General features: G+C 68.5%; 23 protein-coding genes and 1 pseudogene. 11 read left to right on the forward strand and 13 right to left on the reverse strand.

Translation table 11 applies throughout. The features are described from left to right. Window positions 1-12 precede the first annotated feature (12 nt). Both OO71_RS33840 and OO71_RS33845 read left to right on the forward strand, forming a co-directional pair. The gene (locus tag OO71_RS33840; RefSeq protein ID WP_033294065.1) at window positions 13-1029 is read left to right on the forward strand and encodes a phosphotriesterase family protein; all 1017 of its coding nucleotides are present in this window, start codon (window positions 13-15) and stop codon (window positions 1027-1029) included. Beyond that, on the forward strand, window positions 1026-2333 hold the full coding sequence (locus OO71_RS33845; protein ID WP_051792562.1) for an MFS transporter: 1308 nt from the start codon (window positions 1026-1028) through the stop codon (window positions 2331-2333). Before OO71_RS33840 ends, OO71_RS33845 begins: the two co-directional genes overlap by 4 nt. A gap of 5 nt (window positions 2334-2338) precedes the next feature. On the opposite strand, the gene OO71_RS33850 is transcribed toward OO71_RS33845, so the two are convergent. The 5 genes from OO71_RS33850 to OO71_RS47830 all read right to left on the reverse strand — a co-directional run bounded on the left by OO71_RS33850 (window position 2339) and on the right by OO71_RS47830 (window position 9353). After that, window positions 2339-3499: a thiolase family protein gene (locus OO71_RS33850; RefSeq protein WP_033294066.1), complete on the reverse strand. Its 1161-nt coding sequence runs from the start codon at window positions 3497-3499 to the stop codon at window positions 2339-2341. Next, window positions 3499-4461, reverse strand: coding sequence for a cyclase family protein (locus tag OO71_RS33855; protein ID WP_033294067.1), 963 nt, complete (start codon window positions 4459-4461; stop codon window positions 3499-3501). The genes OO71_RS33850 and OO71_RS33855 overlap by 1 nt, the downstream gene beginning before the upstream one ends. Then, on the reverse strand, window positions 4458-6431 hold the full coding sequence (locus OO71_RS33860; RefSeq protein ID WP_033294068.1) for an acetoacetate--CoA ligase: 1974 nt from the start codon (window positions 6429-6431) through the stop codon (window positions 4458-4460). The genes OO71_RS33855 and OO71_RS33860 overlap by 4 nt, the downstream gene beginning before the upstream one ends. Window positions 6432-6441: 10 nt before the next feature. Further along, window positions 6442-8058 carry a purine-cytosine permease family protein gene (locus tag OO71_RS33865; protein WP_033294069.1) on the reverse strand — a complete coding sequence of 539 codons (1617 nt, stop codon included), beginning with the start codon at window positions 8056-8058 and terminating at the stop codon, window positions 6442-6444. Window positions 8059-8153: 95 nt separating this feature from the next. Further along, window positions 8154-9353, reverse strand: coding sequence for a Rid family hydrolase (locus OO71_RS47830; protein ID WP_051792563.1), 1200 nt, complete (start codon window positions 9351-9353; stop codon window positions 8154-8156). 181 nt (window positions 9354-9534) lie between these two features. On the opposite strand from OO71_RS47830, the gene OO71_RS50520 reads away from it, so the two are divergent. The 6 genes from OO71_RS50520 to OO71_RS33900 all read left to right on the forward strand — a co-directional run bounded on the left by OO71_RS50520 (window position 9535) and on the right by OO71_RS33900 (window position 15910). After that, window positions 9535-11214 (forward strand): helix-turn-helix domain-containing protein, encoded by a 1680-nt coding sequence (locus OO71_RS50520; protein ID WP_033294070.1) that lies wholly within the window; start codon window positions 9535-9537, stop codon window positions 11212-11214. Window positions 11215-11302: 88 nt separating this feature from the next. Next, window positions 11303-12241, forward strand: a complete 939-nt coding sequence (locus tag OO71_RS33880) for a ribokinase (protein ID WP_051792564.1) — start codon at window positions 11303-11305, stop codon at window positions 12239-12241. Continuing rightward, a complete protein-coding gene (locus tag OO71_RS33885) occupies window positions 12238-13077 on the forward strand; it encodes an MIP/aquaporin family protein (protein WP_033294072.1) in 840 nt (279 codons plus the stop codon). Before OO71_RS33880 ends, OO71_RS33885 begins: the two co-directional genes overlap by 4 nt. A gap of 15 nt (window positions 13078-13092) precedes the next feature. Beyond that, complete coding sequence (locus OO71_RS47835) at window positions 13093-13914, forward strand: class I fructose-bisphosphate aldolase (RefSeq protein ID WP_051792565.1); 822 nt, start codon at window positions 13093-13095, stop codon at window positions 13912-13914. A gap of 18 nt (window positions 13915-13932) precedes the next feature. Then, window positions 13933-14709, forward strand: coding sequence for a GntR family transcriptional regulator (locus tag OO71_RS33895; protein ID WP_051792566.1), 777 nt, complete (start codon window positions 13933-13935; stop codon window positions 14707-14709). A gap of 10 nt (window positions 14710-14719) precedes the next feature. Further along, the gene (locus tag OO71_RS33900) at window positions 14720-15910 is read left to right on the forward strand and encodes a hypothetical protein (protein ID WP_033294073.1); all 1191 of its coding nucleotides are present in this window, start codon (window positions 14720-14722) and stop codon (window positions 15908-15910) included. A 135-nt stretch (window positions 15911-16045) separates the two neighbouring features. Here the strand turns inward: OO71_RS33900 and OO71_RS49500 are convergent. Then, window positions 16046-16293, reverse strand: a pseudogene (locus tag OO71_RS49500) (transposase); the annotation flags it as partial. A 246-nt stretch (window positions 16294-16539) separates the two neighbouring features. On the opposite strand from OO71_RS49500, the gene OO71_RS33905 reads away from it, so the two are divergent. Both OO71_RS33905 and OO71_RS33910 read left to right on the forward strand, forming a co-directional pair. Beyond that, window positions 16540-17031 (forward strand): DUF2975 domain-containing protein, encoded by a 492-nt coding sequence (locus tag OO71_RS33905; protein WP_033294074.1) that lies wholly within the window; start codon window positions 16540-16542, stop codon window positions 17029-17031. Then, window positions 17031-17261, forward strand: a complete 231-nt coding sequence (locus tag OO71_RS33910) for a helix-turn-helix domain-containing protein (RefSeq protein WP_033294075.1) — start codon at window positions 17031-17033, stop codon at window positions 17259-17261. The genes OO71_RS33905 and OO71_RS33910 overlap by 1 nt, the downstream gene beginning before the upstream one ends. Window positions 17262-17300: 39 nt before the next feature. Here OO71_RS33910 and OO71_RS33915 read toward each other — a convergent pair whose 3' ends face one another. The 5 genes from OO71_RS33915 to OO71_RS47840 are packed head-to-tail and all read right to left on the reverse strand — an operon-like array spanning window position 17301 to window position 20615. Continuing rightward, window positions 17301-17612 carry an EthD family reductase gene (locus OO71_RS33915; protein WP_033294076.1) on the reverse strand — a complete coding sequence of 104 codons (312 nt, stop codon included), beginning with the start codon at window positions 17610-17612 and terminating at the stop codon, window positions 17301-17303. Window positions 17613-17622: 10 nt separating this feature from the next. After that, window positions 17623-18711, reverse strand: a complete 1089-nt coding sequence (locus tag OO71_RS33920) for an acetamidase/formamidase family protein (RefSeq protein ID WP_033294077.1) — start codon at window positions 18709-18711, stop codon at window positions 17623-17625. Between the two features lie 14 nt (window positions 18712-18725). Then, window positions 18726-19145, reverse strand: a complete 420-nt coding sequence (locus OO71_RS33925) for an organic hydroperoxide resistance protein (RefSeq protein WP_211260757.1) — start codon at window positions 19143-19145, stop codon at window positions 18726-18728. Window positions 19146-19151: 6 nt separating this feature from the next. Beyond that, a complete protein-coding gene (locus OO71_RS33930) occupies window positions 19152-20102 on the reverse strand; it encodes a quinone oxidoreductase family protein (protein ID WP_033294079.1) in 951 nt (316 codons plus the stop codon). Window positions 20103-20111: 9 nt separating this feature from the next. Then, window positions 20112-20615, reverse strand: coding sequence for a cupin domain-containing protein (locus tag OO71_RS47840; protein ID WP_051792567.1), 504 nt, complete (start codon window positions 20613-20615; stop codon window positions 20112-20114). A gap of 168 nt (window positions 20616-20783) precedes the next feature. On the opposite strand from OO71_RS47840, the gene OO71_RS33940 reads away from it, so the two are divergent. Next, window positions 20784-21437, forward strand: a complete 654-nt coding sequence (locus OO71_RS33940; protein WP_211260738.1) for a TetR/AcrR family transcriptional regulator — start codon at window positions 20784-20786, stop codon at window positions 21435-21437. A 7-nt stretch (window positions 21438-21444) separates the two neighbouring features. Here OO71_RS33940 and OO71_RS33945 read toward each other — a convergent pair whose 3' ends face one another. Both OO71_RS33945 and OO71_RS33950 read right to left on the reverse strand, forming a co-directional pair. Beyond that, window positions 21445-22026, reverse strand: a complete 582-nt coding sequence (locus tag OO71_RS33945; RefSeq protein ID WP_033294080.1) for a carboxymuconolactone decarboxylase family protein — start codon at window positions 22024-22026, stop codon at window positions 21445-21447. Then, a complete protein-coding gene (locus tag OO71_RS33950) occupies window positions 22013-22336 on the reverse strand; it encodes a hypothetical protein (RefSeq protein ID WP_033294081.1) in 324 nt (107 codons plus the stop codon). The genes OO71_RS33945 and OO71_RS33950 overlap by 14 nt, the downstream gene beginning before the upstream one ends. Window positions 22337-22349: the final 13 nt, after the last annotated feature.

The following is a 22349-nucleotide window of genomic DNA, read 5'->3' on the forward strand; positions in this document are numbered from 1 at the left end:
GGAGCACGGAAAATGGGACTGCGCACAGTCCGGGGCGACATCAGCGGCCACGAGGCCGGGCACATCCAGCCACACGAGCACGTGCTGTCCCACATCGGCGGCACGACCCGCCAGCAAGGCACCGCGCTGGCGTCGGAGGAGCCGATCACCCTCGAGAACTACAACGAGGTACGCCGTCACCACAGCGCCTTCGACATGCGGGTGGACGACATCGAGGACGCCGTCCGGGAACTGGAAAGCTACCGCGCGGCAGGCGGGTCGACGATCGTGGACGCCACGAGTATCGGGCTCGGCCGCAACCCGGCCGGCCTGGCCGAGGTCGCCGAGCGCACCGGTCTGCACGTGATCATGGGCAGCGGGTGGTACCACCGCGATTATCACCCCGCCGGCCTGCGCGACCGCTCCCGCGACGACCTCGCCGCCCAGATCTCCCTCGAAGTCACCCAAGGCGTCGGCGACACGGGAATCCGCGCCGGGCTGATCGGTGAGATCGGCCTGAACTGGCCGGTGGACCCGGTGGAGGACACCGTGCTGCGTGCCGCCGTCGACGCCCACCACGAAACCGGCGCCGCCCTGATGATCCACCCCGGCCGGGCCGAGCAAGCCCCCGCCGACGCGATGGCACGGGTGCGGCAGGAAACGTCGTCGACCAAGATCGTGATGAGCCACATCGACCGCACACTGTTCACGCTCGACGCGATGCTCGAACTCGCCGACACCGGCTGTTACCTCGAATTCGACCTGTTCGGCCAGGAATCGAGCTACTACCCGTACGCCGACATCGACCTGCCCAACGACGCCACGCGCCTCGGCCACATCCGCGCGCTGTGCGAACGCGGGCATCGGGACCGGATCCTGCTCTCGCAGGACATCTGCTTCCGTTCCCACCTGCAGCGCTACGGCGGCGAGGGCTACGCGCACCTGCTCCGCAACGTCGTCCCCCTGATGCTGCGCCGGGGCTTCGACCAGGACGACGTCACCGCACTGACCGCCGACAACCCGCGCCGGATGCTGGAGATCGCCCCATGACTGACCGCACATCCGCAGGCCGCCCGCTCGCCGGCGCCGCGATCGGCACCCTCATCGAGTTCTACGACTTCGCGATCTACGCCTTGGCGGTGCCGGTGATCGCCTCGGCGTTCTTCCCCAAGGGTGATTCGGGCGCCGCGTTGCTGGCCACGCTGGCGACCTACGGCGTCGCATTCGTGGTCCGGCCCCTTGGCGGGATCGTGTTCGGCCGCCTCGGCGACCGCATCGGACGGCGCCGCGTGCTGGCGCTCGTGCTCACCCTCATCGGCGTGAGTACCGCCGCGATCGGGGTACTGCCGACGTATGGCCAGGCCGGCCTGCTCGCGCCGCTGCTGCTCGTCCTTCTCCGGCTGCTGCAAGGACTTTCCGCCGGGGGAGAGGTCACCAGCGCGACGTCGTTCGCCCTCGAACACGCACCTCGCGGCCGTCGTGCCTCCTGGATCACGATCGTGATCGCCATGTCCGCGGTGTCGTCGATCATCGGCCTGCTGGTGGTTCTGGGCGTGGCCGCGGCGACGACGAACGCGCAGTTCGAGGGGTGGGGCTGGCGGGTTCCGTTCCTGCTGGCGCTTCCGCTGAGCCTGGTGGGTTTGTACCTCCGGATGCGCACCGAGGAAAGCCCGGAATTCACCGAGGCGGCACGCACGGACAACCTCAGCCGCACGCCGTTGCGCGACGCCGTGCGCCAGAACCCCGCCGCCATCTGGTACGCGTTCGCGCTTTCGGCCACGAGCGCGCTCGCGTTCTATTACCTGGCAGGCTATTTCCCCACGTTCCTCCAAGTAACGGCCGGGCTGAGCCGGGTGCAGGCACTCACCGCGAACGGCGTTGCGCTGGTGGTGTTCATCGTCGCGATCTGTTTGGCCGGGATCGCCGGTGATCGCTTCGGCCGCCGCCGCATGATCCGGATCGGCGCGGCTCTGCTCGCGGTGTCCGCCGTCCCGGCGTTCCTGCTCGCCGCGTCCGGCTCGATCGGCGGCGCCATCGCCGGACAGGTCCTGGTGGCCCTCTCACTGGGCACCTTCGGCGGCGGCAGCTACACGGCACTGCTCGAAGTGTTCCCGACCCGCCTCCGGGTCAGTGGCGCCTCGCTGGGCTACAACATCGGGTACGCCCTCCTCGGCGGAACCGCCCCGCTCCTCGCCGCGGCTCTCATCCGGGCGACCGGTCTGGTCACCGCGCCCGGTATCTACCTGGCGATCATCGCGGTGCTCGGCCTGGCCGGGGTGTGGCGGATTCCGGAGACCCGGGAACCTCGGGACGCGCAGGTCACCGCGGTGGAACCGGCCCGGCGTGCAGGGTGAGCAGGTCAGATCCGCCGCAGCAAGGCAGCCAGTGCCTGCCCACCCCCGATGCACATGGTCACCACTCCCAGGTCTCCGTCCCGGCGGAGGAGTTCCTTCACCACCCGCAGAGTCAGGATCGCGCCGGTTGCGCCGACCGGATGGCCCAGTGCGATCGCGCCGCCGTACGGGTTCGTGCGGTCCTCCGGCAGGCGGGCGTCCCGGATGACTGCGGCGGCTTGGGCGGCAAACGCTTCGTTCACCTCGAACACGTCGATGTCCGCCGGGACGGTTCCCGTTCGGCGGAACAGGGACTCGAGGGCCGGGACCGGGGCGTAGCCCATCAGGCTCGGGTCCATCGCCGCGGTGGTCACCGCTTCGATGGCGACCAGCTGACCGCTGAAGCCGCGTTCGCGGGCGACGGGTTCGCGGGCCAGTACCAGCGCGGCCGCACCATCGTTGATGCCCGACGAGTTTCCTGCGGTCACCGTGCCGGACGGGGTGAAGGCGGGGCGCAGGCCGGCCAGTGCGGCGAGGGTCACGCCGGGGCGGGGATGTTCGTCGACGCTCACGCCGATCGGGACCGGCGTGATTTCCTCCTCGAACGCAGCCTGTGCGGAATCCGTACCGGCCCGCCGTTGCGATTCGACGGCGAACTCGTCCTGCACCCGCCGCGAAATCCCGTACTTCGCCGCGACATTCTCCGCCGTCACTCCCATGTGGACGTTGTCGAACGGATCGGTGAGCATCAGCATCGTGCCGTCGGCCAGAGTCCGGTCGCCGAGTGTGCGTCCGTGGCGTGAGCCGAAGTCGTAGAACGGCATGCGGGACATGGATTCGTTCCCACCGGCGAGTGCGAAGTCCAATCCACTCCAGCGCATCTGCATGGCTGCGGACCACACGGCCTGGAGACCGCTGCCGCACAACCGGTTCACCGTGTATGCCGCGACACTGTCGGGGAGACCGGCGGCGAGCGCGACCCGGCGCGCGTTGAAGGCGTCCTTGCCCACCTGGCCGATACAGCCCATCACCACCTCGCCGATCTCCGCGGGCGCGACCCCGGCCCGGGCCAGCGCGGCCCGGGCGGCCGTCGCCCCGAGCTCGTGTGCCGGGATGTCCTTCAGGGAGCCGCCGAACCGGCCGACGGGAGTGCGGGCGCCGTCGAGCACCACGATCCGGTCCGCCATCAGAAGATCGCCAGCGGGTTGACCGGCGAGCCGACCGCGCCGGTGATCGGCAGCGGCGGTGCCACGAACAGGAACTCGTACCGGCCTTCGCTGCGGCAGGTTTCGGCGAGTGCTTCGAGATCGAAAATCTCCCCAAGATGGATTCCGGCGTTGACCAGCAGGATCAGATGCAGCGGCTGGAACACGTTCTCGGTGTCGTTCGGCTGGACCTCGGCACCCCACGTGTCGGCGCAGACCGCGGCGATCTCGTTGCCGAAGATCCAATGGGCACTGTCCACGCCGAGCCCGGGCGCGTCCCCGGCCTCGTAGGTGCCCCAGCTGCCCTCGGCGCGGACCTGCGCGAGCTGCCCGGTCCGGACGAGGACCACGTCGCCGCTGCGGATTTCCACGTTCTGCGCGCTCGCCGCACCGGCCAGGTCGGCGCTGGAGATCGCCTGGCCGGGCGACATCCAGCCGACCCCGAAGTACCGCGGCATGTCGAGCAGTACCCCGCGGCCCGCGATCCCGTCGGCCACCTTCTCGATGCCGTTGCGCGCAGCGCCCTTGCTCGTGACGTACTCGACGCCGTGCCCGCCGTACATCCGTCCGTTGTGGAAGATGTGCGCCAGCGCGTCCCACTGGGTGCCGCACTGCAGCGGCATCGTCACGGTGTCGTCGGTGAACCGCAGCTCGGAAAGGTGATCCTGCGCGCCGATCGCGATATCGCCGCCGTCCTGGAGCATCGTGTGCACCGGGTTGTGCCGTCCGCCGAACCGGCCCGACTGCGGCCCGTTCTCGTCGAACGGCAGCGCGCACGACACGATCCTGCCCGTCCGCACCAGGCCCGCCGCCCGGACGAGCGCCTCCGGCGTGATGAAGTTCAACGCGCCGTGCTCGTCGTCCAGCCCCCAGTTTCCCCACCGGCGGTAGCGCCGGCACAGGTCGTCGACGTATTCGCGACCCGGTTTGCCTGTCGTGGTCATGCTTTCCCCTCGGTTGCGGTGAATTCGGCGCGCCGGGCGACGAACTCGTCGATGGCCCCGGCGTTCTGCAGCGCGCTGCGGCTGACGGCGGTTTCCGGCGACGCACCCAGCAGAATCCGCTTCACCGGAACCTCGCATTTCTTCCCGTTCAAGGTGCGCGGTACCTCGGCGATGCGCACGAACCGGTCCGGCACGTGCCGCGGCGACAGCTCCCGCCGAAGTGCGGCGCGCACCTGGGCCACCGTCGTTTCCTCGTCCGCATCCGGGGCCAGCACGAGGAAACACAGCAGCGGCGCGTCGTCATTCCCGGACGAGATGTCGACGACCAGTGAATCCTCGACCTCCGCCGAACTCTCGATCACCGAGTAGAACTCCGCGGTGCCCATCCTGACCCCGCCCCGGTTCAGCGTCGAATCGCTGCGCCCGTACACGACGTACGAACCGCGCGGCGTTTTGCGGACCCAGTCCCCGTGCCGCCACACTCCGGGGAAGTCCTCGAAATACGCCGCGCGCAGGCGAGTTCCGTCCTCGTCGTTCCAGAACCCGACGGGCATCGACGGCATCGGCGTGGTGACCACGAGTTCCCCCAGCTCGTCGAGCACCGCCCGCCCGGCCGGATCGAACGCCTCGACCGCGACGCCCAGCGCGGCACAGGAAATCTCCCCGGACCACACCGGGACGTTCGGCGCGGACATGATGAACGGGGTGCACACGTCGGTCCCGCCCGAGTTCGAATAGATCTGCACCTGCGGGCCCACGTGCTCGGCAACCCAGGCGAACCCGTCGGGGGAGAGCGGCGACCCGGTGGACCCGAGCATCCGCATCGCGCCCAGATCGTGCTTGCGGCCGGGGGAGCGCCCGGCGCGCAGGGCCGCGTGCAGGAACGACGCCGACACCCCGAAGAACCCGATGCGGTACTCCTCGGCCATCGCCCACAGCCGGTCGTCGTCCGGGAAGGACGGGCTGCCGTCGTAGCACACGATCGTCGCGCCGGCCAGCAGCGCGCCGAGGACGTAGTTCCACATCATCCAGCCGGTGGTGGTGAACCAGAAGAACCGGTCGCCAGGGCGCAGGTCGCTCATCACCGCAAGGACCTTGAGGTGCTCGACCACGATTCCGCCGTGCCCGTGCACAATTCCCTTGGGCAGCCCCGTGGTTCCGGACGAATACAGCACCCACAGCGGATGATCGAACGGCACCGCGGCGAACTCGAGCGGGGCAGTGCGCGCGGTCAGCTGCGCCCACGACATCGTGCCGGGCACGCGGGCACCGGGGTCGAGATAGGGCACGAGCACGGTCGCCCGAAGTGACGGGAGCGCGGTCCGCAACCGCTCCACCCGCTCGCTCAGCGAGTAGGCCCGGCCGTTGTACTGGTACCCGTCGACGGCGATGAGCACCGTGGGCGCCAGCTGTTCGAACCGGTCTTCCACTGCCCGTGCACCGAAATCGGGGGAACAGCACGCCCAGATCGCGCCCAGGCTCGCGGCGGCCAGGAACGCCACGACGGTCTCGACGCAGTTCGGCGCGAGCGCCACCACCCGATCGCCCCGCCCGACGCCGAGGTCGACCAGCCCGGCCCGCGCCGCGGCGACCCGTTCCCGCAGCTGACCGTAGGTGACCTGCTCCCGCAGGCCGTCCTCGCGTTCGAACAGGATCGCCAGGTCGTGCTCGCCCCGGCCGGTCAGCGCTTGTCCGGCGTAGTTGAGCGTGGACCCCGGAAACCAGCGGGTCTGCGTGATGTCGTCGAGGTTTTCGACCACTGCGCGTGGCGGGCGGTGGAAGCGGACGTCGCCGAACCGGGCGATCGCGTCCCAGAACTGCGCCGGTTCCGCCACCGACCACGTATGCAGGCCCGCGTAGTCGAGCTCGCCGAAATCCACGCCGTATTCCCGCCGGAGGAAGCGCAGGAAGTCCGCGAACCTGGTTTCCGAGACGCCGTCCGGCCGCCACAGCGGCACCGGATCGTTCATTTTCTTCCCCCTAGGAGATTTCGGCGGTGTAGCGCTGCGATTCCGCCCGCGCCGCAGCCTGGAACTCGTGCCCGGTCGCGCACGCGGCACAGATTGCTTCGTGCCGGTGGGTCGGATCACGGTCCATTTCGACGGCCACATACGATTTCCGGCACTTGTGACATTCGACGTGCACATTCCACTCGTCGGCCACTTCCTGCGCCGGGTCGAACGGCCGCGCCATCGTGAACCACCCGGCTTTCGCGAAGGCCAGCGCAGCGCCGTACCCCGCCGTCGCCACCGCGTAGGTGATGATCAGCGCGTAGGTGAGGGAGAACGCCGACCCGGTCGCCAGCAGTACGACACCTGCGATGGACCCGGCCGCCCATCCGGCGAGTCCACCCGGGTTGACTCGCGGCACCCGACCCGGACGCGTCTCGAACTCCCGGTCCGTCCTCGTCTTCCGTGAAGCGAGGTGCACGATTGCCACCGCGACCCACGCGATCGCCAGCACTCCTTGGTAGGAAAGCAACTGCGTGACGAACCCGAAGATGTCGGCCGACATGATGCCGAAAAGAATTACGCCCACCGCCACTGTCCACACGGAACGGGAGAGCGTCAGCTTCACCGTGCGAGAGAAGAAGATCTGCAGATTCAGCGACGAGAGATACATGTTCGCCGTCTGGATTTTCGCTTGCGTGGCGAAGATGTAGACCACCCCCCAGAGCCCCATCATCTGCACGATGCCGGTGACCACGCCGACCTCGGTGACCCCCTGCACCGGCACGGCTTTCGACAGGTAGATGCCGATGCCGCCGATCACGGGGATCGCCAGCAGGTAGTACACCCAGCCGAACGTGACGTGCCCGTTGTACTTCACATTGCGGACCTTCCCCATCCGCGCGAAGTCGACGGTGTAGATCACGTTCACCATGCCGGTGAGGTACAGCGCGAACGCGTGCAGCCAGCCGGGTCCGCTGAAGGCCGACGGGTCCGGGGCGGCGGCGGTGAGCCAGTCGCTCTGGTAGCCGTACTGCACGATCGCCCAGATCAACGCCCCGAAGAGTCCGGCCAGGAACACCGGCAGCAGCCAGGCGTTGAGCTTCTCCAGCCACACCCGCACCCCGCCCAGCGTGATCAGCGTGCAGAACACCGCGACCACGCCGTACCAAAGGTGGATGCTGCCGCCGAAATGCGTGTGGAACGCCACCGACAGCACCGAGCCTTCGAAGATGGCGAGACACGACGCCGACACCACGACGATCAGCGCGGCAATCGGCGTGCCGATCAAGCCGAACAGGCTCCGCGAGAAGTTCGCGAGTGTGACACCGGTGCGCGAAGCCACCTTTTGCAGCGGGTAGGACACGGCGAAGTACACGATCACCGCGAGCGCCATTCCGATCAGCGCCTGCTGCGTGCCCACGATCGAGGCGGCGATCGCCGCGAGCACGACCCAGAACAGCGCGGCGAGCGTGGACGACCAGGCAATCGCCATCTTCGTCCGGCCCAGCCGCCAGATGGGCGGGACGACGTGCAGGGCGTAGTCGTCCACCGCGGCGTCGGCGAGCACGGCCGGATCGTCGTCGGGCCGGGTGACCAGCGGCGGGGCGACCCCGTGGCCGCTGGCCGATTCGATTTCCGAAGTCATGAGACAGTCCTTTCCCGGACGTCGTCCCCCGGGCGTGGTTCAGCAGGGGCCGCCGCCCCCGTGGAACGCACGGCGGCCCCTCGTGAAGATCGGCCTCAGAGCACCGCGAGCGCGTGGATCTCGTGGACGTAGCCCTCCTTGAAAAGCCCGGTCACGCCGACCGGTGTCCACGCCGGCTTGTGGTCGCCGAAGAACGCCAGCCCTTCCTTCTGCACGATCTCCCACGCCCGCGGATCCTTGTGGTACGAAGTGAGTTCGACGATGTTCTCCTTGGATCCGCCGAGCATTTCCAGCGATTCCACCAGCCGCGCGAAGGCGTAGCGGGCCTGCGCGGCCGTGTCGCCGGGAGTGGTGATGTTCCCGTCGCCATCGGAGGCGACCTCACCGGCCAGTCCCACGAAAGTGCTGCCTTCTTTTGTGGTGGCCCCGGAGATGTTGACGATCTTCCACCACAGGCTCGCGGGCGTCTTGCCGATCCGCTTGCCCGGCGACAGGTCGATGATCGTGCGCCACGCGGTCAGCGCGCCGAACTTGTGCAGGCCGGGCACCGCAATCGCGGTGATCGCCACGGTTTCGTCGCTCGCCAGGTTCTTGCCGTAGTCCTCCCACCACGCGTCCACCATCCCGGACATCCCGCGGGCGTCCTGGTGGAAGGTCGTGATCTCGACGACGTCATCGGCCGAACCGCCGGCCCATTCGGCGATTTCCTTCACGCGGTTCCAGCAAAACCGGGCCTGCGCCTCGTGATCGCCGGGGTTGATCACGTTCCCGTCGGCGTCGGTGGGCGTGATGCCGCCGACGAACAGGAGATCGCCCTTCCGGCAGCCTGCCGACGCAGGCAGGTCGCGGTACCACTTCAGCGTGTCCGGCGTGAACGTCTCCTTCGGACCGTCGCCGAGATGCGCGATCGCCCGGATCGACACCAGCGCTTCCGGATGCGGCAAGCCGGTGGACCCGACCGCGGTCCACGCCGGGTAGCCACCGGTCAGGAACTCGCGGGCGACGTCGAACACCGGGTCCATGCGCCGCAGATCGGTGTGGAAACTCTGGATTTCGACGATGTCGTCGAGCGTGCCGCCGGCCTGTTCGACCACGTCGCGCAGGGATTCGAAGCAGTTCCGCGCCTGGGCGGTGACGTCACCGGGGTCGCGGACCTCGCCCTCCTTGTCGACGCTGAGCTGGCCCGAAATGAACACCAGGTCGCCGACGCGGAAGGCGGACGAGGCAGGCAACGTGTCGTACCAGCGCTGGCTGTCCACGGTCACGGCCGCCCGCGCGGATTTGGTCGAGGTCATGGATTTTCCTTCCGTCACCCTGTTGTCCGCGAAAGTCTGCGTGGCCGGACCCGGCAGTGTCCATGTGTACGACCACAGCAACCGCGGCGATGTGATGTGGCCTGCCACGTCATTCCGCGTGGCTTTCCGGGGAATTGCGGGTTACCGTGACAGCCCAGGTCGAGGACCGGGAGGCATTGCCATGACCATGATCGTCCCGGTATTGCGCACCTGGATGCGCGCCGTATCCGAAATCTCACGGGCGGTGAATGTCGCCGAACCGCTCGAAGACATCCTGATGCGCGTCGCGGAACTGGCGCGGGACCTGATCGGCTTCGATTTCTGCGCGGTGATGCTGGCCGATCCGGCCGCCGACCGGCTCGACATCACCGGCTGGGCCGGGCTCAGCAAGGACTACCTCACGCGCCTGCGCAACGACAGTTCGCTCTGCATCCACCCGGACTCCGCCGACGCCGATTCGCCTGCGGCACAGGCATTCCGCGAGGCACACACGATCGCGATCCCCGACGTGCGGCGCGACACCGAGGTGTACGGGCGGCTCAGCCTTTCGTCCCTGCAGGGCTATCACAGCCTGGTCGCCACTCCGTTGAAGGGAGCCGGAAAACCGATCGGTGTCCTCGTCGGGTATTCGGCCGCGCCCCGGCGGTACGGCAATGCCGATCTCGAGCTCACCGAATTGCTGGCCGAACAGACGGTCACCGCAATTCACGCTGCGCAATTCCGGGCCCGCCGCGAATGGGCCGAGGAACAGCATCACCGGCTGATGCAGCTCGTACTCGACGAGGCGGGGCTCGCCGGTCTCGTCGATGCGCTGGCCGACGTGCTCACCGCCTCGGTCGCGGTGATCGACACCGAGGACCGTCTGCTGGCCGCAGCGGGGGAGAGGGCAGCCGGATGGCAAGCGCTGCCGAGGCTTCCGGCCGCGCCCGGCCTGGGGTACGCCACCCGGCACATCGAGGACGAGGGCCACGATGCCTGGGTCACGCCGGTCGTGATCTGCGGCGAGGTGGCCGCGAGCCTGTGGGTCCTCGGCGACCAGGCGGTACCGGACACCACCCGCCGCCGTCTGGTGGAGCAGTTCGCGCTCGTCGTCGGCATCGAAATGCTCACCGTGCGGCACGCGCTCGAAATCGAGGAACGGCTGTCCGGCGACCTGCTTTCCGATGTGCTGCGCGGGGAAAGCCTCACCCGGCCCCGCGTGCTCCGGCAACGCGGCACCGCACTCGGCTTCGATCTCGACCACGCCCGGAACGTGGTGTTGTTTGCCGGGGAAGGAATTCAGGACCACGTCGCCGCCATCGCCCGGTACACCCGGAATGCCGTGCGCGCCAAAGTCCTTGCGACTTCGTACGGCGACGACGTCGTGCTGCTCGTGCCCGAGGTGCGGGGTCTCCCTGGCGCGCTCGATCGGGTCCGGCAGCAGCTGCCCGGGCCGCTGGTCACCGTGATCAGCCCGCCCGTCGAGCGCCTCGGCGACATCCACTCCGCGTACCGAGCCGCGAGCGGCGCCGCCCGGCTGCGCACGGGCGGGCTCGTCGACCTGCGGGACCTGTCCGTCCTCGGGCTGCTGCTGATGGCCGACACGCCGTCGGTGTACCTGCAGCGGCTCGCCGGCCAGCTCATCGCTCCCATCGCGGAGCAGGACGAGCGGCGAGACGCGCAGCTGCTCGCCACCCTGCGCGCGTGGCTGCACTCCGGTTTCTCGGTCGCGCAGACGGCCACGGCTCTCACGGTCCACGTGAACACCGTCGGCCAGCGCCTGACCCGCATCGAAAAACTCACCGCGCAGGACCTGAAACTGGCCGATACCCGGCTTGACCTGCAGCTGGCGCTGCACGTGTGGGACATCCTGCACAGCTGACCGACGCCTTCCTCGTCGTAGCGGACTTTACTAGACGTCTATGTACGTATATGGTCCTTTTGCCATTCGACGAGGACTGGAGCCCGCCATGTCAGAAGCAGCAAGAGGTCCCGCCCTCACGTGTGTCGGCAGCTCGATGGTCGACCTGATCTCCTACCTGGAACGCATGCCCGCGCAGGGGGAGACCGTGTTCGGCCGGGATTTCGCGCAGGGGTTCGGGGGCAAGGGGGCGAACCAGGCCGTGATGGCCGCGCTGCTGGGCGGCCGGGTCGCGATGGTCAACACGGTGGCCACCGATTCGTTCGGGCGCGACACGATCGAGAACTTCCGCTCGTTCGGCATCGACGTCGGATTCATGCGGCAGGTCGAGGGCACGTACAGCGGGGTCGCGAATGTACTGGTCGATCCGGACGGCGGCAACCGGATCATCCTCGGCGCGGGCGCGAACGAGTTCATGACCGAGGACCAGGTCGACAGCGCGTTCGCCGGGCTTCCGGAGCCGGCCCTCGTGCTGAGCCAGCTGGAGATCCCGCAACCGGTGATCCTCCGCGGTTTCCGGCACGCCAAGGCTTCCGGCGCGATCACCGTGCTGAACCCCGGTCCGGCGGCCCCGGTCCGTCCGGAAATCCTCGAGCTGACCGACTGGCTGGTGCCCAACGAAACCGAGTTCGCCTTGCTGTTCGAAGCCGAATTCGGGCAGGCACCGGGGGACCTGGCCGCCGGCGCGGGCAAGTTCGCCGAACGGATCGGCAGCGGGCTCGTGATCACGCTCGGCGAGCAGGGTGCGGTACTCGTCGAGGACGGTGGCAGCCTGCGCTGGTTCGACGCGCCGAGCGTGCGGGCGATCGACACCACCGGAGCCGGGGACGCGTTCTGCGGCGCCTTCGCGTACTCGCTCGCCTCGGGGAGTGATGCCGCGGAAGCGATCGAGCTCGCGATCGCCGTCGCGTCGGATTCGGTGACCCGGCGGGGAACGCAGACGTCCTACGCGCGCGGTGCCGCGCTGGCCGCACTCGTGCGCCGATGAACGGCCGCAGCTGCGCCGGCGAGGTGCTGGGCACGTTCGCGATCGTGCTGCTGGGGACGTCTGGGGTGGCCGTGGCGGTCTTGTTCAAGCAGGTCACCGACCTGGTCACGATGGGCATCATCTGGGGCGGTGCGGTGGCGGTGGCGGTGTGGCTGTCGGCCACGTTTTCCGGCGCCCACCTCAACCCGGCGGTGACGCTCGCGTTCGCGGTCGCCGGCCGTCATCCGTGGAGCCAGGTACCGGCGTATTGGGCGTCGCAGCTCTTCGGCGCTTTTCTGGGGGCAGGGACGACCTTCCTGTGGTTCGGCGGCGAGATCCGGAAATGGATCGCGGCGAACCACATCACAGTCGATGCTCCCGGCGGCGAGCGCGCGGGCCTGATTTTCGCGCCGTACTCACCCCATCCGGCCATCATCGGGACCGATGCCGCGGCGTACCAAGCGGTTCCGATCTGGCGGGGTTTCCTCGTCGAGTTCATCGCGACGGCGATCCTGATCGTCTTCGTGGTCATCGCCACGCATCGGCGCAGTGCCAACGCACCCGCGGTGGGCGCGTTCCCGATCGCGATCGGCGTGCTGGTGCTGATGCTCACCGTGGCCACCGGATCGCTCACCATGACCAGCCTGAACCCGGCCCGCGATCTGGGGCCGAGGCTGTTGCTGCTGCTCGACGGCTACGGCGTGACGGCCTTCCCCGGGCCGCGGGGAGGGCTGTCGATGCTCGTGACAGTCGGCGCCCCGCTGGCCGCCGCGCTCGTCATCGGGGTGTTCCTGCGCCGCGGGCTGGACCGCGCGCTCGACCGGATCCCGGTATCCCTTTCGCCTCAGGAGAGTTAGGAGAACCCGAACCCCATGCACCTGACCACGACCGTCGAGGCCGGCCATGCCCGCCGCATGGCCCGGCTGTTCGCGGCGGACCGGAAAAGCCTGATCATCGGGTACGACCACGCGGTGTCCGCCGGTACCGCGGGCGGCGCGCTGGCCGCGTTGCCCGCGCTGGCGGAACTCAGCGGGAAAGGCGGGGCCGACGGGCTCCAGATGGGCCTGCACGCCGCCCGCCAGCTCGATCCGGACGGCGCCGGCCCGCAGCTCGGCCTGGTGCTGCGGATCGACCGGTCGGCCGTCGGGGACGACCCGCACCAGCTCGTCGGTCCCCCCGCGCGCTGGGCGTCGGCCGCGCAAGTGCTGCACGCTGACGGCGACGCGGCGGTCGTCTACTACATCCACGACACGCGGCGCATCGACGAGAACAACGCGTACGCCGTCATGATCGGGGAGACCGCGCAGGAATGCGGTGCGCTGGGACTGCCGCTGATGGTCGAGGTGATGGTGAAGACCGAGCGCGGCGCATCGCCGGTGGCCACGTCGCAGGCGATGGCCGACGCGGCGCGGATCGCCTTCGAGCTGGGCGCGGACCTGGTCAAGATCGACCGTACCCCGCATCCGGAGGCGATGCCGGACCTCGTCGCGGCGGTCCCGGTGCCGGTGCTGCTGCGGGGCGGCCCGCCACAGGACACCGTCACCGGCACCCTTGCCGACCTCGAACGGAGTCTCGGCGCGGGTGTGGCCGGAGCGGTCTACGGCCGCACCGTCTGGCACCATGGTGATCCGGAAGGAATGACCCGCACCTTGAGCGCGGTCGTTCACGGAACACCGGCCGGGGCGTTCCGGTGAGCAGGATCGGAGCAGTCGGTGAGTACCGGAGCGTCGCACGACCTCGCGTTCTCCCTCGTGCGTGACTCCGCCCTCCCGCTCCACGACCAGATCAGCGACGAGATCCGGCGGAAGGTCCGCGACGGCGAATGGCCGCAGCACTACAAGCTGCACGCCGAGGCCGATCTCGCGTTGTCGCTGAGCGTGAGCCGCGGGACGGTCCGCCGCGCGTTGCGCACGTTGATCGGCGAAGGGCTCCTGCAGCAGGTCCAGGGCCGCGGCACGTTCGTCACCGGGCAGCGGGCCGAGCCGGATTTCGTCGATCCGCTTCGTTCGATGGCCGAGGAGCTGAAGGCACAGGGCGTCGCGTACACCACCGAGGTGCTCGCCTTCGGCTCCACCGTGCCGCAGCAGTCGGTGGCCGGGCTGCTGGACCTGTCGCGCGGCGAGGAGGTCTGGCTGATCGAACGGGTGCGCCGGGGACCCGACGGGCGGCCGTTGATGTTCCTGCGCAACTGGGTGTCCAAGGCCGCGGTCCCCGGCCTCACTGCCGGGGACGTCGAAGGCACCAGCCTCTTCGACGTCCTCGAGCACCGGCACGGCGTCCGCATCACCCTTGGCCGCCGCACGCTCACCGCGGACCTGGCCGAGGGGCAGGTCGCGCAGATCCTCGACGTGCCGGCCGGTGCCCCGCTGCTGTGCATCGAGCAGATCACCTACACCGACGGCGATCGGCCGCTCGAACACTCCGACGTGTGGATCCCGTCGTCGCGGATTGCGATGACGTCGATAGTCCGAAGGCTCCGAGGGCGCTGACCGTACGAACATGACAGATCACAGACCTTCCCGGCGCGCCTGGACGTACCTGGCCCTTGCCGCGGTGACGCTCATCAACGTCATCTCCCACGCCGACGTCCAGAAGGAAGCGCACACCCGCCGGTTCGGGGACGCGCTCAGCTACTACCAGATGTCGGTGCAGACCGGGGCTCCGGTCGAGAATCCCTTTGCCCTGCGGATGCTCAGCCCGTGGCTCGTGCACCGCGCCCAGCTGCTCACCGGGTTGTCGTTCGACACCCTCTGGCTCGCCCTGACCGTGATCGCGACCTTCGCGGCGATCCTGGTGTTCTTCGAGTTCCTGTGGAACCACTTGCGGCTGCAGCTCTTCACAGCCGCGCTGATGGCCGTCGCGTTGTCGTGCACTTTCTGGTACGCGCCTTACGCTTTCTCCAACGCCGCCCTCGTCGACCCGCTCAACAACCTGGTCTACGTCGTCGCGCTGTGGCTGGCGTTCCGCGGCCGTCTCGTCGCGTTCACGATCGTCGTGGTCGTCGGCGCGCTCAACAAGGAGACGGCGCTGCTGCTCGCCCCGCTGTACCCGGTGCTCGCCTGGACCCGGCGGCGGTCCCTGCGAGACCGCCAGGTCCTCCTCGGCCTTGCCGCGACCGTCGTGGCCATCGGCGCGTACATCGGGTACCGCATGTGGGCCCAGCAGGTGATCGGTGCCAGCTACGGTTTCGGCGCCGGACAGGCCAACGGCGGTCTCCTGGAGAACTTCCGGTTCGCCCTCGCGGGCGGGAAGGACACCACACAGCTCAGCATTTTCGCCACGTTCCACTTCTTCTGGCTGATCTTCGCCTACGGCCTCTACCACCTGTGGCGCCGCCAGGGTCTGCGCAGCGAACTGCTCGTCGCGAGCGTCTGGCTTTTCGGCTGCTGCCTCGTCGGCCGGTTGCTGGCCACCGACACCGGCCGCGTGTTCGTGATGATGGCGCCGATCGTCCTGGCCGTCACCGCCGTCGTGCTCGACCAGCACCGCGGCGAGAAGGCCCGGCTCTGGATCGGGCTGCTCATCGCCGGGTACGTCGCGGTCAGCCTGCGCTGGGTACCGGTGCCCGCCGGCCTCGTCGTCGACCTGGTCGCCGGAATCGGGTTCGGCCTGCTGGTCCACACCGGACTCCTCCGGCCGCCGCGCCGCCCGCCGGCGGATTTCCCAGAGCCTGTCGGTGAACCTGGCTAGGTGGTCCTGGTCAGCACAGTGATCATGGAGAGGGTTGAAGGTGCGTTCGACCACCCAGCGCCTGGGCAGGACCACAAAAGTGCTCTGTCCGACGATTTCTTCACGATGTCGAGGGTGATCCGGAACGTGTTTTTGGCCCATGCGGCCAGAGGCGATGTGGCATTTGCGGCCGTCGATCTTCTTCCCGCCGTCATATCCCCGGTCAGCGCGGGCGAAGAACCCGTGCACTGTCTTCCACGGCGGGAAATCCACCGGCAGCGCCCGCCATGTGATGCCGTTGCCCACGACATACCGCAACGCGTCCACGATCGCGCGGTGGTGATGTTTCTCCGGACGGCCCCGGGCCGCGGTCTCGCAGGCCGCGGCAGCAGCGGTTCGAGCACTGCCCACTCGGCGTCGGTGGTGTCGGTCGGGTATCGAGGCGGACGGCAGCCCGCTCACGTGGCCTTATCGGCGGCAGAGCACAAAGATGACCGGGCCTCTGCGGGTTGTGATCGTGATGTGGTGTCAAGATCACCAGCAGACGCCCGACCCGTACCTCACGTCGCCACCCAAGACAAGTGCCGACCCCCCATTGCTCCGCCCTATCGAATTACGATAGATTCCCATCGCAACTCGATAGGAGGGTCATGGGAAAGCTGACAGTGCACGCGCTACGGGCCGTGCTGGTGCTGGTGCTCGGCGGCACCTTGTTCGTGCAGGTGCTGATGATCTGGATGGTGATCAGCGGAAACGACCCGGAGGACGGCTCGCTCCCGCTGACGCCGATGCGGCTGATCGCGGTCGCCGGCCTCGTCACGGTCCAGGTCGCCGGGGTCTGCGTGTGGCGGCTGGTCACGATGGTGCGTCGCGGAACGGTGTTCTCCCCGGCTGCCTTCCGGTACGTGGACGTGATCATCGGCGCCATCGTGGCGGCGGCGCTGGTGTGGTTCACGGTGACCGCCGTGAACGCGCCGGGCCAGCGCGACGACCCGGGTGTCACCCTGATCATGGCCGGTGTCGGCGTCGCCATCCTTGGGGTCGCGCTGATCGTGCTGGTGCTGCGGATGCTGCTGGCCCAAGCTGTCGCCCGCGACGTCGAAGCAACGCACCTGCGGGCCGAGCTGGACGAGGTGATCTGATGCCGATCGCCGTCGACATCGACGTGATGCTGGCCAAGCGGAAAATGTCCGTGGGCGAGCTGGCCGACCGGGTGGGGATCACGCCGGCCAACCTGGCGGTGCTGAAGAACGGCCGCGCGAAAGCGGTGCGGTTCGCGACGCTGGCGGCGCTGTGCGAAGTACTCGAATGCCAGCCGGGGGACCTGCTCCGCTGGGAGTCGGAGGGAACTCCAGCGGCAGCGGCGAACTGATCGCCCGCCCCCGCCGCGTTCCCCGGCAGGTCCGGATTTCTAGAGGACTTCGTTGTCGAACAACAGGATTTCGACATTTCCCGGCAGGGCGAAGTTCGGCAGATCCGCCAGTGCGGCCTGTCCTGCGGGGCCGTCCAGCGCGGCTTGTGCGGCGGTAAGGCTCTCGAAATGCAGGACTGCCACGAGATGGAGGTCCGACGGTCCGTCCGCGCCGGCGATTGCGCCGCGGCTGACCTCGTATTTCTGCAGCCCGGGGAATTGTTTCGCCAGCGGGACGTGGTGGGCGAAGTAATACCGGTCATAAGCCTCGGGATCGGGCGGGGTCTTATGGAGGGCGATGAGCTGCGCCACGAGTTTCTCCTCAGTCGGTGAAGATCGATTCCGGGACCAGCATGGTCACCTGGGCGTGCGGGACGTTCACGATCGAGCTGATCCGCAGGTCTCCGGCCACGCTTGCGGCCAGATAGGCCTGTTCGCGGGTCAAACCGTGGTCGAATGCCACAGCGTCGACCATGGCCGACACCGCATTGCGGGCCGCGAGCGCCGCGTCGAGCGGGTGGATGACTCCGTCCGGGGTCACGGAAATTCCGGTGGTCGCGTAATACCGTTCCAGCGGTTGCGTGATCGGGAAGGAAAATGTGGGGGAGGATTGGCCGCGTTCACGGGCGAGGCCCTTGTGCAGCACTATCCGCGCCGAGATTTCCGCCGCCATTTCGATCGCGGTACCACACGTTTCCCCGTCACCTTGGGCGAAATGGGCGTCCCCGGCAGACAACAGGGCTCCGGGGACGTCGACGGGGAAGTACGCCACCGCACCAGCACCCAGCTGCCGGATGTCCATGTTCCCGCCGACCTCGTGCGCGGCCGCGGTGCGCAGGCCTTCCCGGGCCACCACGGGGTCGTCCGGAATTGCGCCCGCGGCTCGCGGGCCCATCACCAGAGCCCCGTTTCCGGCGGCGATCCGCTCGCGTTCATGGATGTGCGCGAGCCGTTCCGGAGACGGGGCCACGCCGATGGTCCCGACGAATGGGGCCGCCGGGATCCGTACGTGCGGAACCTGTGCGCTGGTGGCAAATCCGCCGGAGAATTCCCAATGGGCCAGCAGCGGTCCCGGGAACAGGTCGGGCATCAGGCCGCGGCCCGGGAAAGTCGCGGTGAATCCGTGTGCCGACGCCGGTTTGACCCATTCGATATGTACGGCCACGACATCGCCGGGCTCGGCGTCGTTCACGTGGATGGGTCCGGTGAGGGGATGGACGCGGCCCAGTTCGAGGCCGCCGAGGTCGCTGATCGACGTTGACGGGGTGATCTGGGCATCGAGTGCGTCGTGGGTGGTCAGCCGCACCGTGTCGCCGGAATCGAGGACGAGCTGCGGGGGAATTGCCGGATGCCAGCGATTGTGCAGCCCGCTGCGGCGGTCGGGCGCCGGGGCCAGCAGATGTTCGGTCACGGCCGTTCCTTCCGTCAGGCGATCACGATCTCGACGTCGATGTTGTCTCGCACGGCATTGGAATACGGGCATACCAGGTGTGCCTCTTGCGCCAGCACCGTCGCCTCGTGGTGGGCTACCTCGGGCAGCGAAATCGAAAGCTTCACCGACAGGCCGAACGCGCCGCCTTCGGTGCGTCCCATGCTGACTTGCGCACCCACTGTCGATCCGGTGGTGTCCGCGCCAGCTGTTTTGGCGACGATCCGCAATGCGGAATGGAAACAGGCGGCGTACCCGGCAGCGAACAATTGCTCGGGGTTGGTGCCATTGCCGCTGCCGCCCATTTCCTTCGGCACAGCCAGCGCCACGTCCAGTTTGCCGTCGGAGCTGAGCCCGCGGCCGTTGCGGCCGTCGCCGGAAGCGAGTGCTTCGGCGGTGTACAGAATGTTCACAATGGACCCTCAAGGCGTGAGGACGATTTTGCCGAACACGCTGCCGGACTCCAGGCGAGTGTGTGCTGCGGCGGCTTCGTCGAGCTTCATGGTGTCGTGGATCAGCGGCCGGATGGTTCCCTGCGCCGCCTTGCCGAGCAACGTCTCGAAGACCGCGGCCCGGCCGTCGCCGGGGTGGCTGTTGAGGCTGAGCGTCGAAATCGTTAGTGACCGCTGGAATGCGGCGAGCAGGCTCATGCCGAACTCCGCCGGGGGTAGCCCACCGGCGATTCCGCACACGACGTAGCGGCCGTTTTCCCGGAGCATGCCGACGAAATCGGGGACACCGGCCCCGGCGACGATGTCGACCACCGCGTCGTATCCGAACGTACGGCCGTCGCGGGCGACGCCCTGCGCGTCGACGATGTGGGTGGCACCGAGTTCGGTCAGCCGGGTGTCGTCGTCGGCCGTGGTGGTCCCGGCGACGACGGTTGCGCCGCGGGCCGCGGCAAGCTGCACCGCCATCACGCCGATGCCGCCGCTCGCACCGCGGACCAGCACCTGGTCACCTGCGGACACCGCCGCTCTGTCCAAAGTGTACTCGGCGACGAGTGAACTGATGCCGATGCCGATCGCATCGACCGGGGTGACCGAGTCCGGTACCGCGGCAAGCGCCGAGACCTCCGTGACCACCTGCTCGGCGTACCCGCCGAGATGCTCGTCCATGGCGAACACCCGCCGCCCGACCCAGGCGCTGTCCTGGTCGGCGCTCACGGCGGTGACCGTGCCGACGACCTCGATGCCGGGTACGGCCCCGGGTGCTACTCCGGCAACTCCCTTACGGGTCAGCACATCGGCGAGACCGACGCCGATCGCCTCCACCGCGACGAGCGCCTGTCCGGGCGACGGCACCGGCGTGGGCCGTTTCACCGTCTTGAGGTTTTCCGGGCCTCCGAAGGCCGCGATTTCCACTGCTTTCACGTCAGGAGCTCATTTCGCTTCGGCGTTTTCGTCGATCAGTACTTCGGTGTAGCCGCCGGATTCGTCCGGCACGTACAACGTGGTGTCCGGGCGGCCGGGAAGGGTGAATTCGATGCCCTCGAAATCGCCGGACATCCGCACGTCGCGGTGCCGGTTGCGGGCGGGCTGGTAGAAACAGTCGCCCGCCTCGGCGCGCAGCAGGCCGGCCCCTTCGAACTCCAGCTCGATCCAGCCGCGGATGACGTAGGCGACCTGCACACCGAGGTGGTGGTAATGCCACGGGACGGTGCCGGTTTCCTCGCCGGTGCCGCGCAGCACGGTCATCCCCACCATGCCGCCGCTGGCCTCGTGGACGCCGACGTCCCGCAGTTCCACGTGGACGTCGCCGATGGACACCTGCCGGAAGCTGTCCGGCTGCAGGCTCAGCAGGACCCCCGGGGTCGCCAGCGTCATGAAGTCCTCGCGCGGCGGCAGCGGGGGTTCGGTCACCTGGACGGAATCGGTCGCGGACATGTCGGTACACCTTCCGGTAGAAGGGAGAAGCTGCGCCTTTCCAGCGCGGGCACTCTTCGAAGTTAACCCCGCATCTGACAGCTGTCAAGCCTTAACTTGACAGCTGTCAGAGTGCATTTTCCGGACATCCTGCTCCGCGGTCCGGAGGATTCCGGTAGGCTCGGCCGGGTGGAGACCACCGTTCAGTCGCTGTCCTACCCCGACGTGCTGCACCGGGGGCTGGAAGCGTTCGCCGAGCTGGGGTACGAGCAGACCTCGGTACGCGAGCTCGCCCGCCGGATCGGCGTCAGCCACAATTTCATCAACGACCGCCACGGTTCCAAAATCGCATTCTGGCGGGCCGTGGTGGACTACGCCTGTGCCGAATTGGACCCGCTGCAGCTCCCCGAAGACGAAAACTGCACGGACGACGAGAAACTGGCGCTGATCGTCCTGCGGTATTACGTGAACGTCGCGCGGAACCCGGCGGTGCACCGGCTGCTCGTCGACGAATTCTCCCGCGAATCCGAGCGGCTGAACTACCTCTACGAGAACTATCTGCTGCCGAACGCGGAACTGCTCGGCCCGATCATCGACCGGCTGGTCGCCGCGGGCCGGATGGCGCCGGTGCCGTTGTACCAGCTGGCGTTCGCGATCGTGGGCCCGTCGTCGGCGATGGTGCAGGGCCCGTTCGCGCGCCGCCTTGGCAGGCCGGAGCCGGTCACCACCGCGAATCTGGAGCAGTGGGCGGAAGGGCTGGCTCGCCTGGTGCTCGGCGGGGTGCTGCCGTCCTTTCAGGGGTGGGACACCCTGAACCGGCCGGGCGCGGCGGCGCCGGAATGACCACCGGTCACGCGTAGCCGCGTTTGAGCATCATTCCCGCGGCCTTGTCGAATTCCGCCTCGGTGGGAATCGCGAAGTCCAAGGCGTTGGCGTAGCGGGTGATGATGTTGAACACGGCCGCGACCGCTGCGGCGTCCTCGAGTTGTTGCCGGGTGGCCCCGGCGGCCATCGCGGCCGCGGCTTTTTCCGACGGCAATCCGGCCGGGTTCCGGGTCACCGTTTCCAGGAACGAGAGCGTGGCACGCAGCGGCGCCGAAATGGGGGCCGTGTGGTAGTCGGCGAGACAGGCGTCGGCCACCGCGGGGTCCATTCCGCGGACGGCAATGGCCCGGTGTGCTCCGATGCAGAACGGGCACGTATTCCAGTTCGCGACCATCGCCGCCATCAATTCCCGCTCGGACACGGACCATTCGCTCGGCCCGCGCATCACCTCGTGCGTCCACGCGCCGAGCGCCGGGCCGACGAAACCCTTGTGGTAGAAGGCAACCCGGGCGGCGTCCGGAAGGCGAGCCCCCAGTGCCGCCGAGATGACGCGGATCAGCGCCCTGGTGCGGAAGCTGTCGCCGCGCTCGACCTCAGGCAGACGCATCGCTCGCCTCCTCGATCGCGCGGAGAGCGGTGTCCCAGCGGGCCAAACCGGCCCCGACGCACGCGGACATGACGATCTCGAACGCCGCTTTCTCGCTACCCGTTTCCCGCCGGACGGCGTCTACCTCGGCATCGGTGACGCGGTAGGAAGCTTCCCCGATGTGCTGCGCGAGCGTGTCGTACGGTTCGCTCGCCGACGGCCCGCCTGCGGCGCGAGCCGCTACGGCGGTGCGGAGCGACGCATCGGTCACTCCGCCCTCGCCGGTCATCGCGGCACGCAGGTCGGCGGCGCGATTGTTGTTGATGCTCATCGGAATTCCGCGG

Origin of the sequence: Amycolatopsis jejuensis, assembly GCF_000717335.1 — a bacterium.
Lineage (GTDB): Bacteria > Actinomycetota > Actinomycetes > Mycobacteriales > Pseudonocardiaceae > Amycolatopsis > Amycolatopsis jejuensis.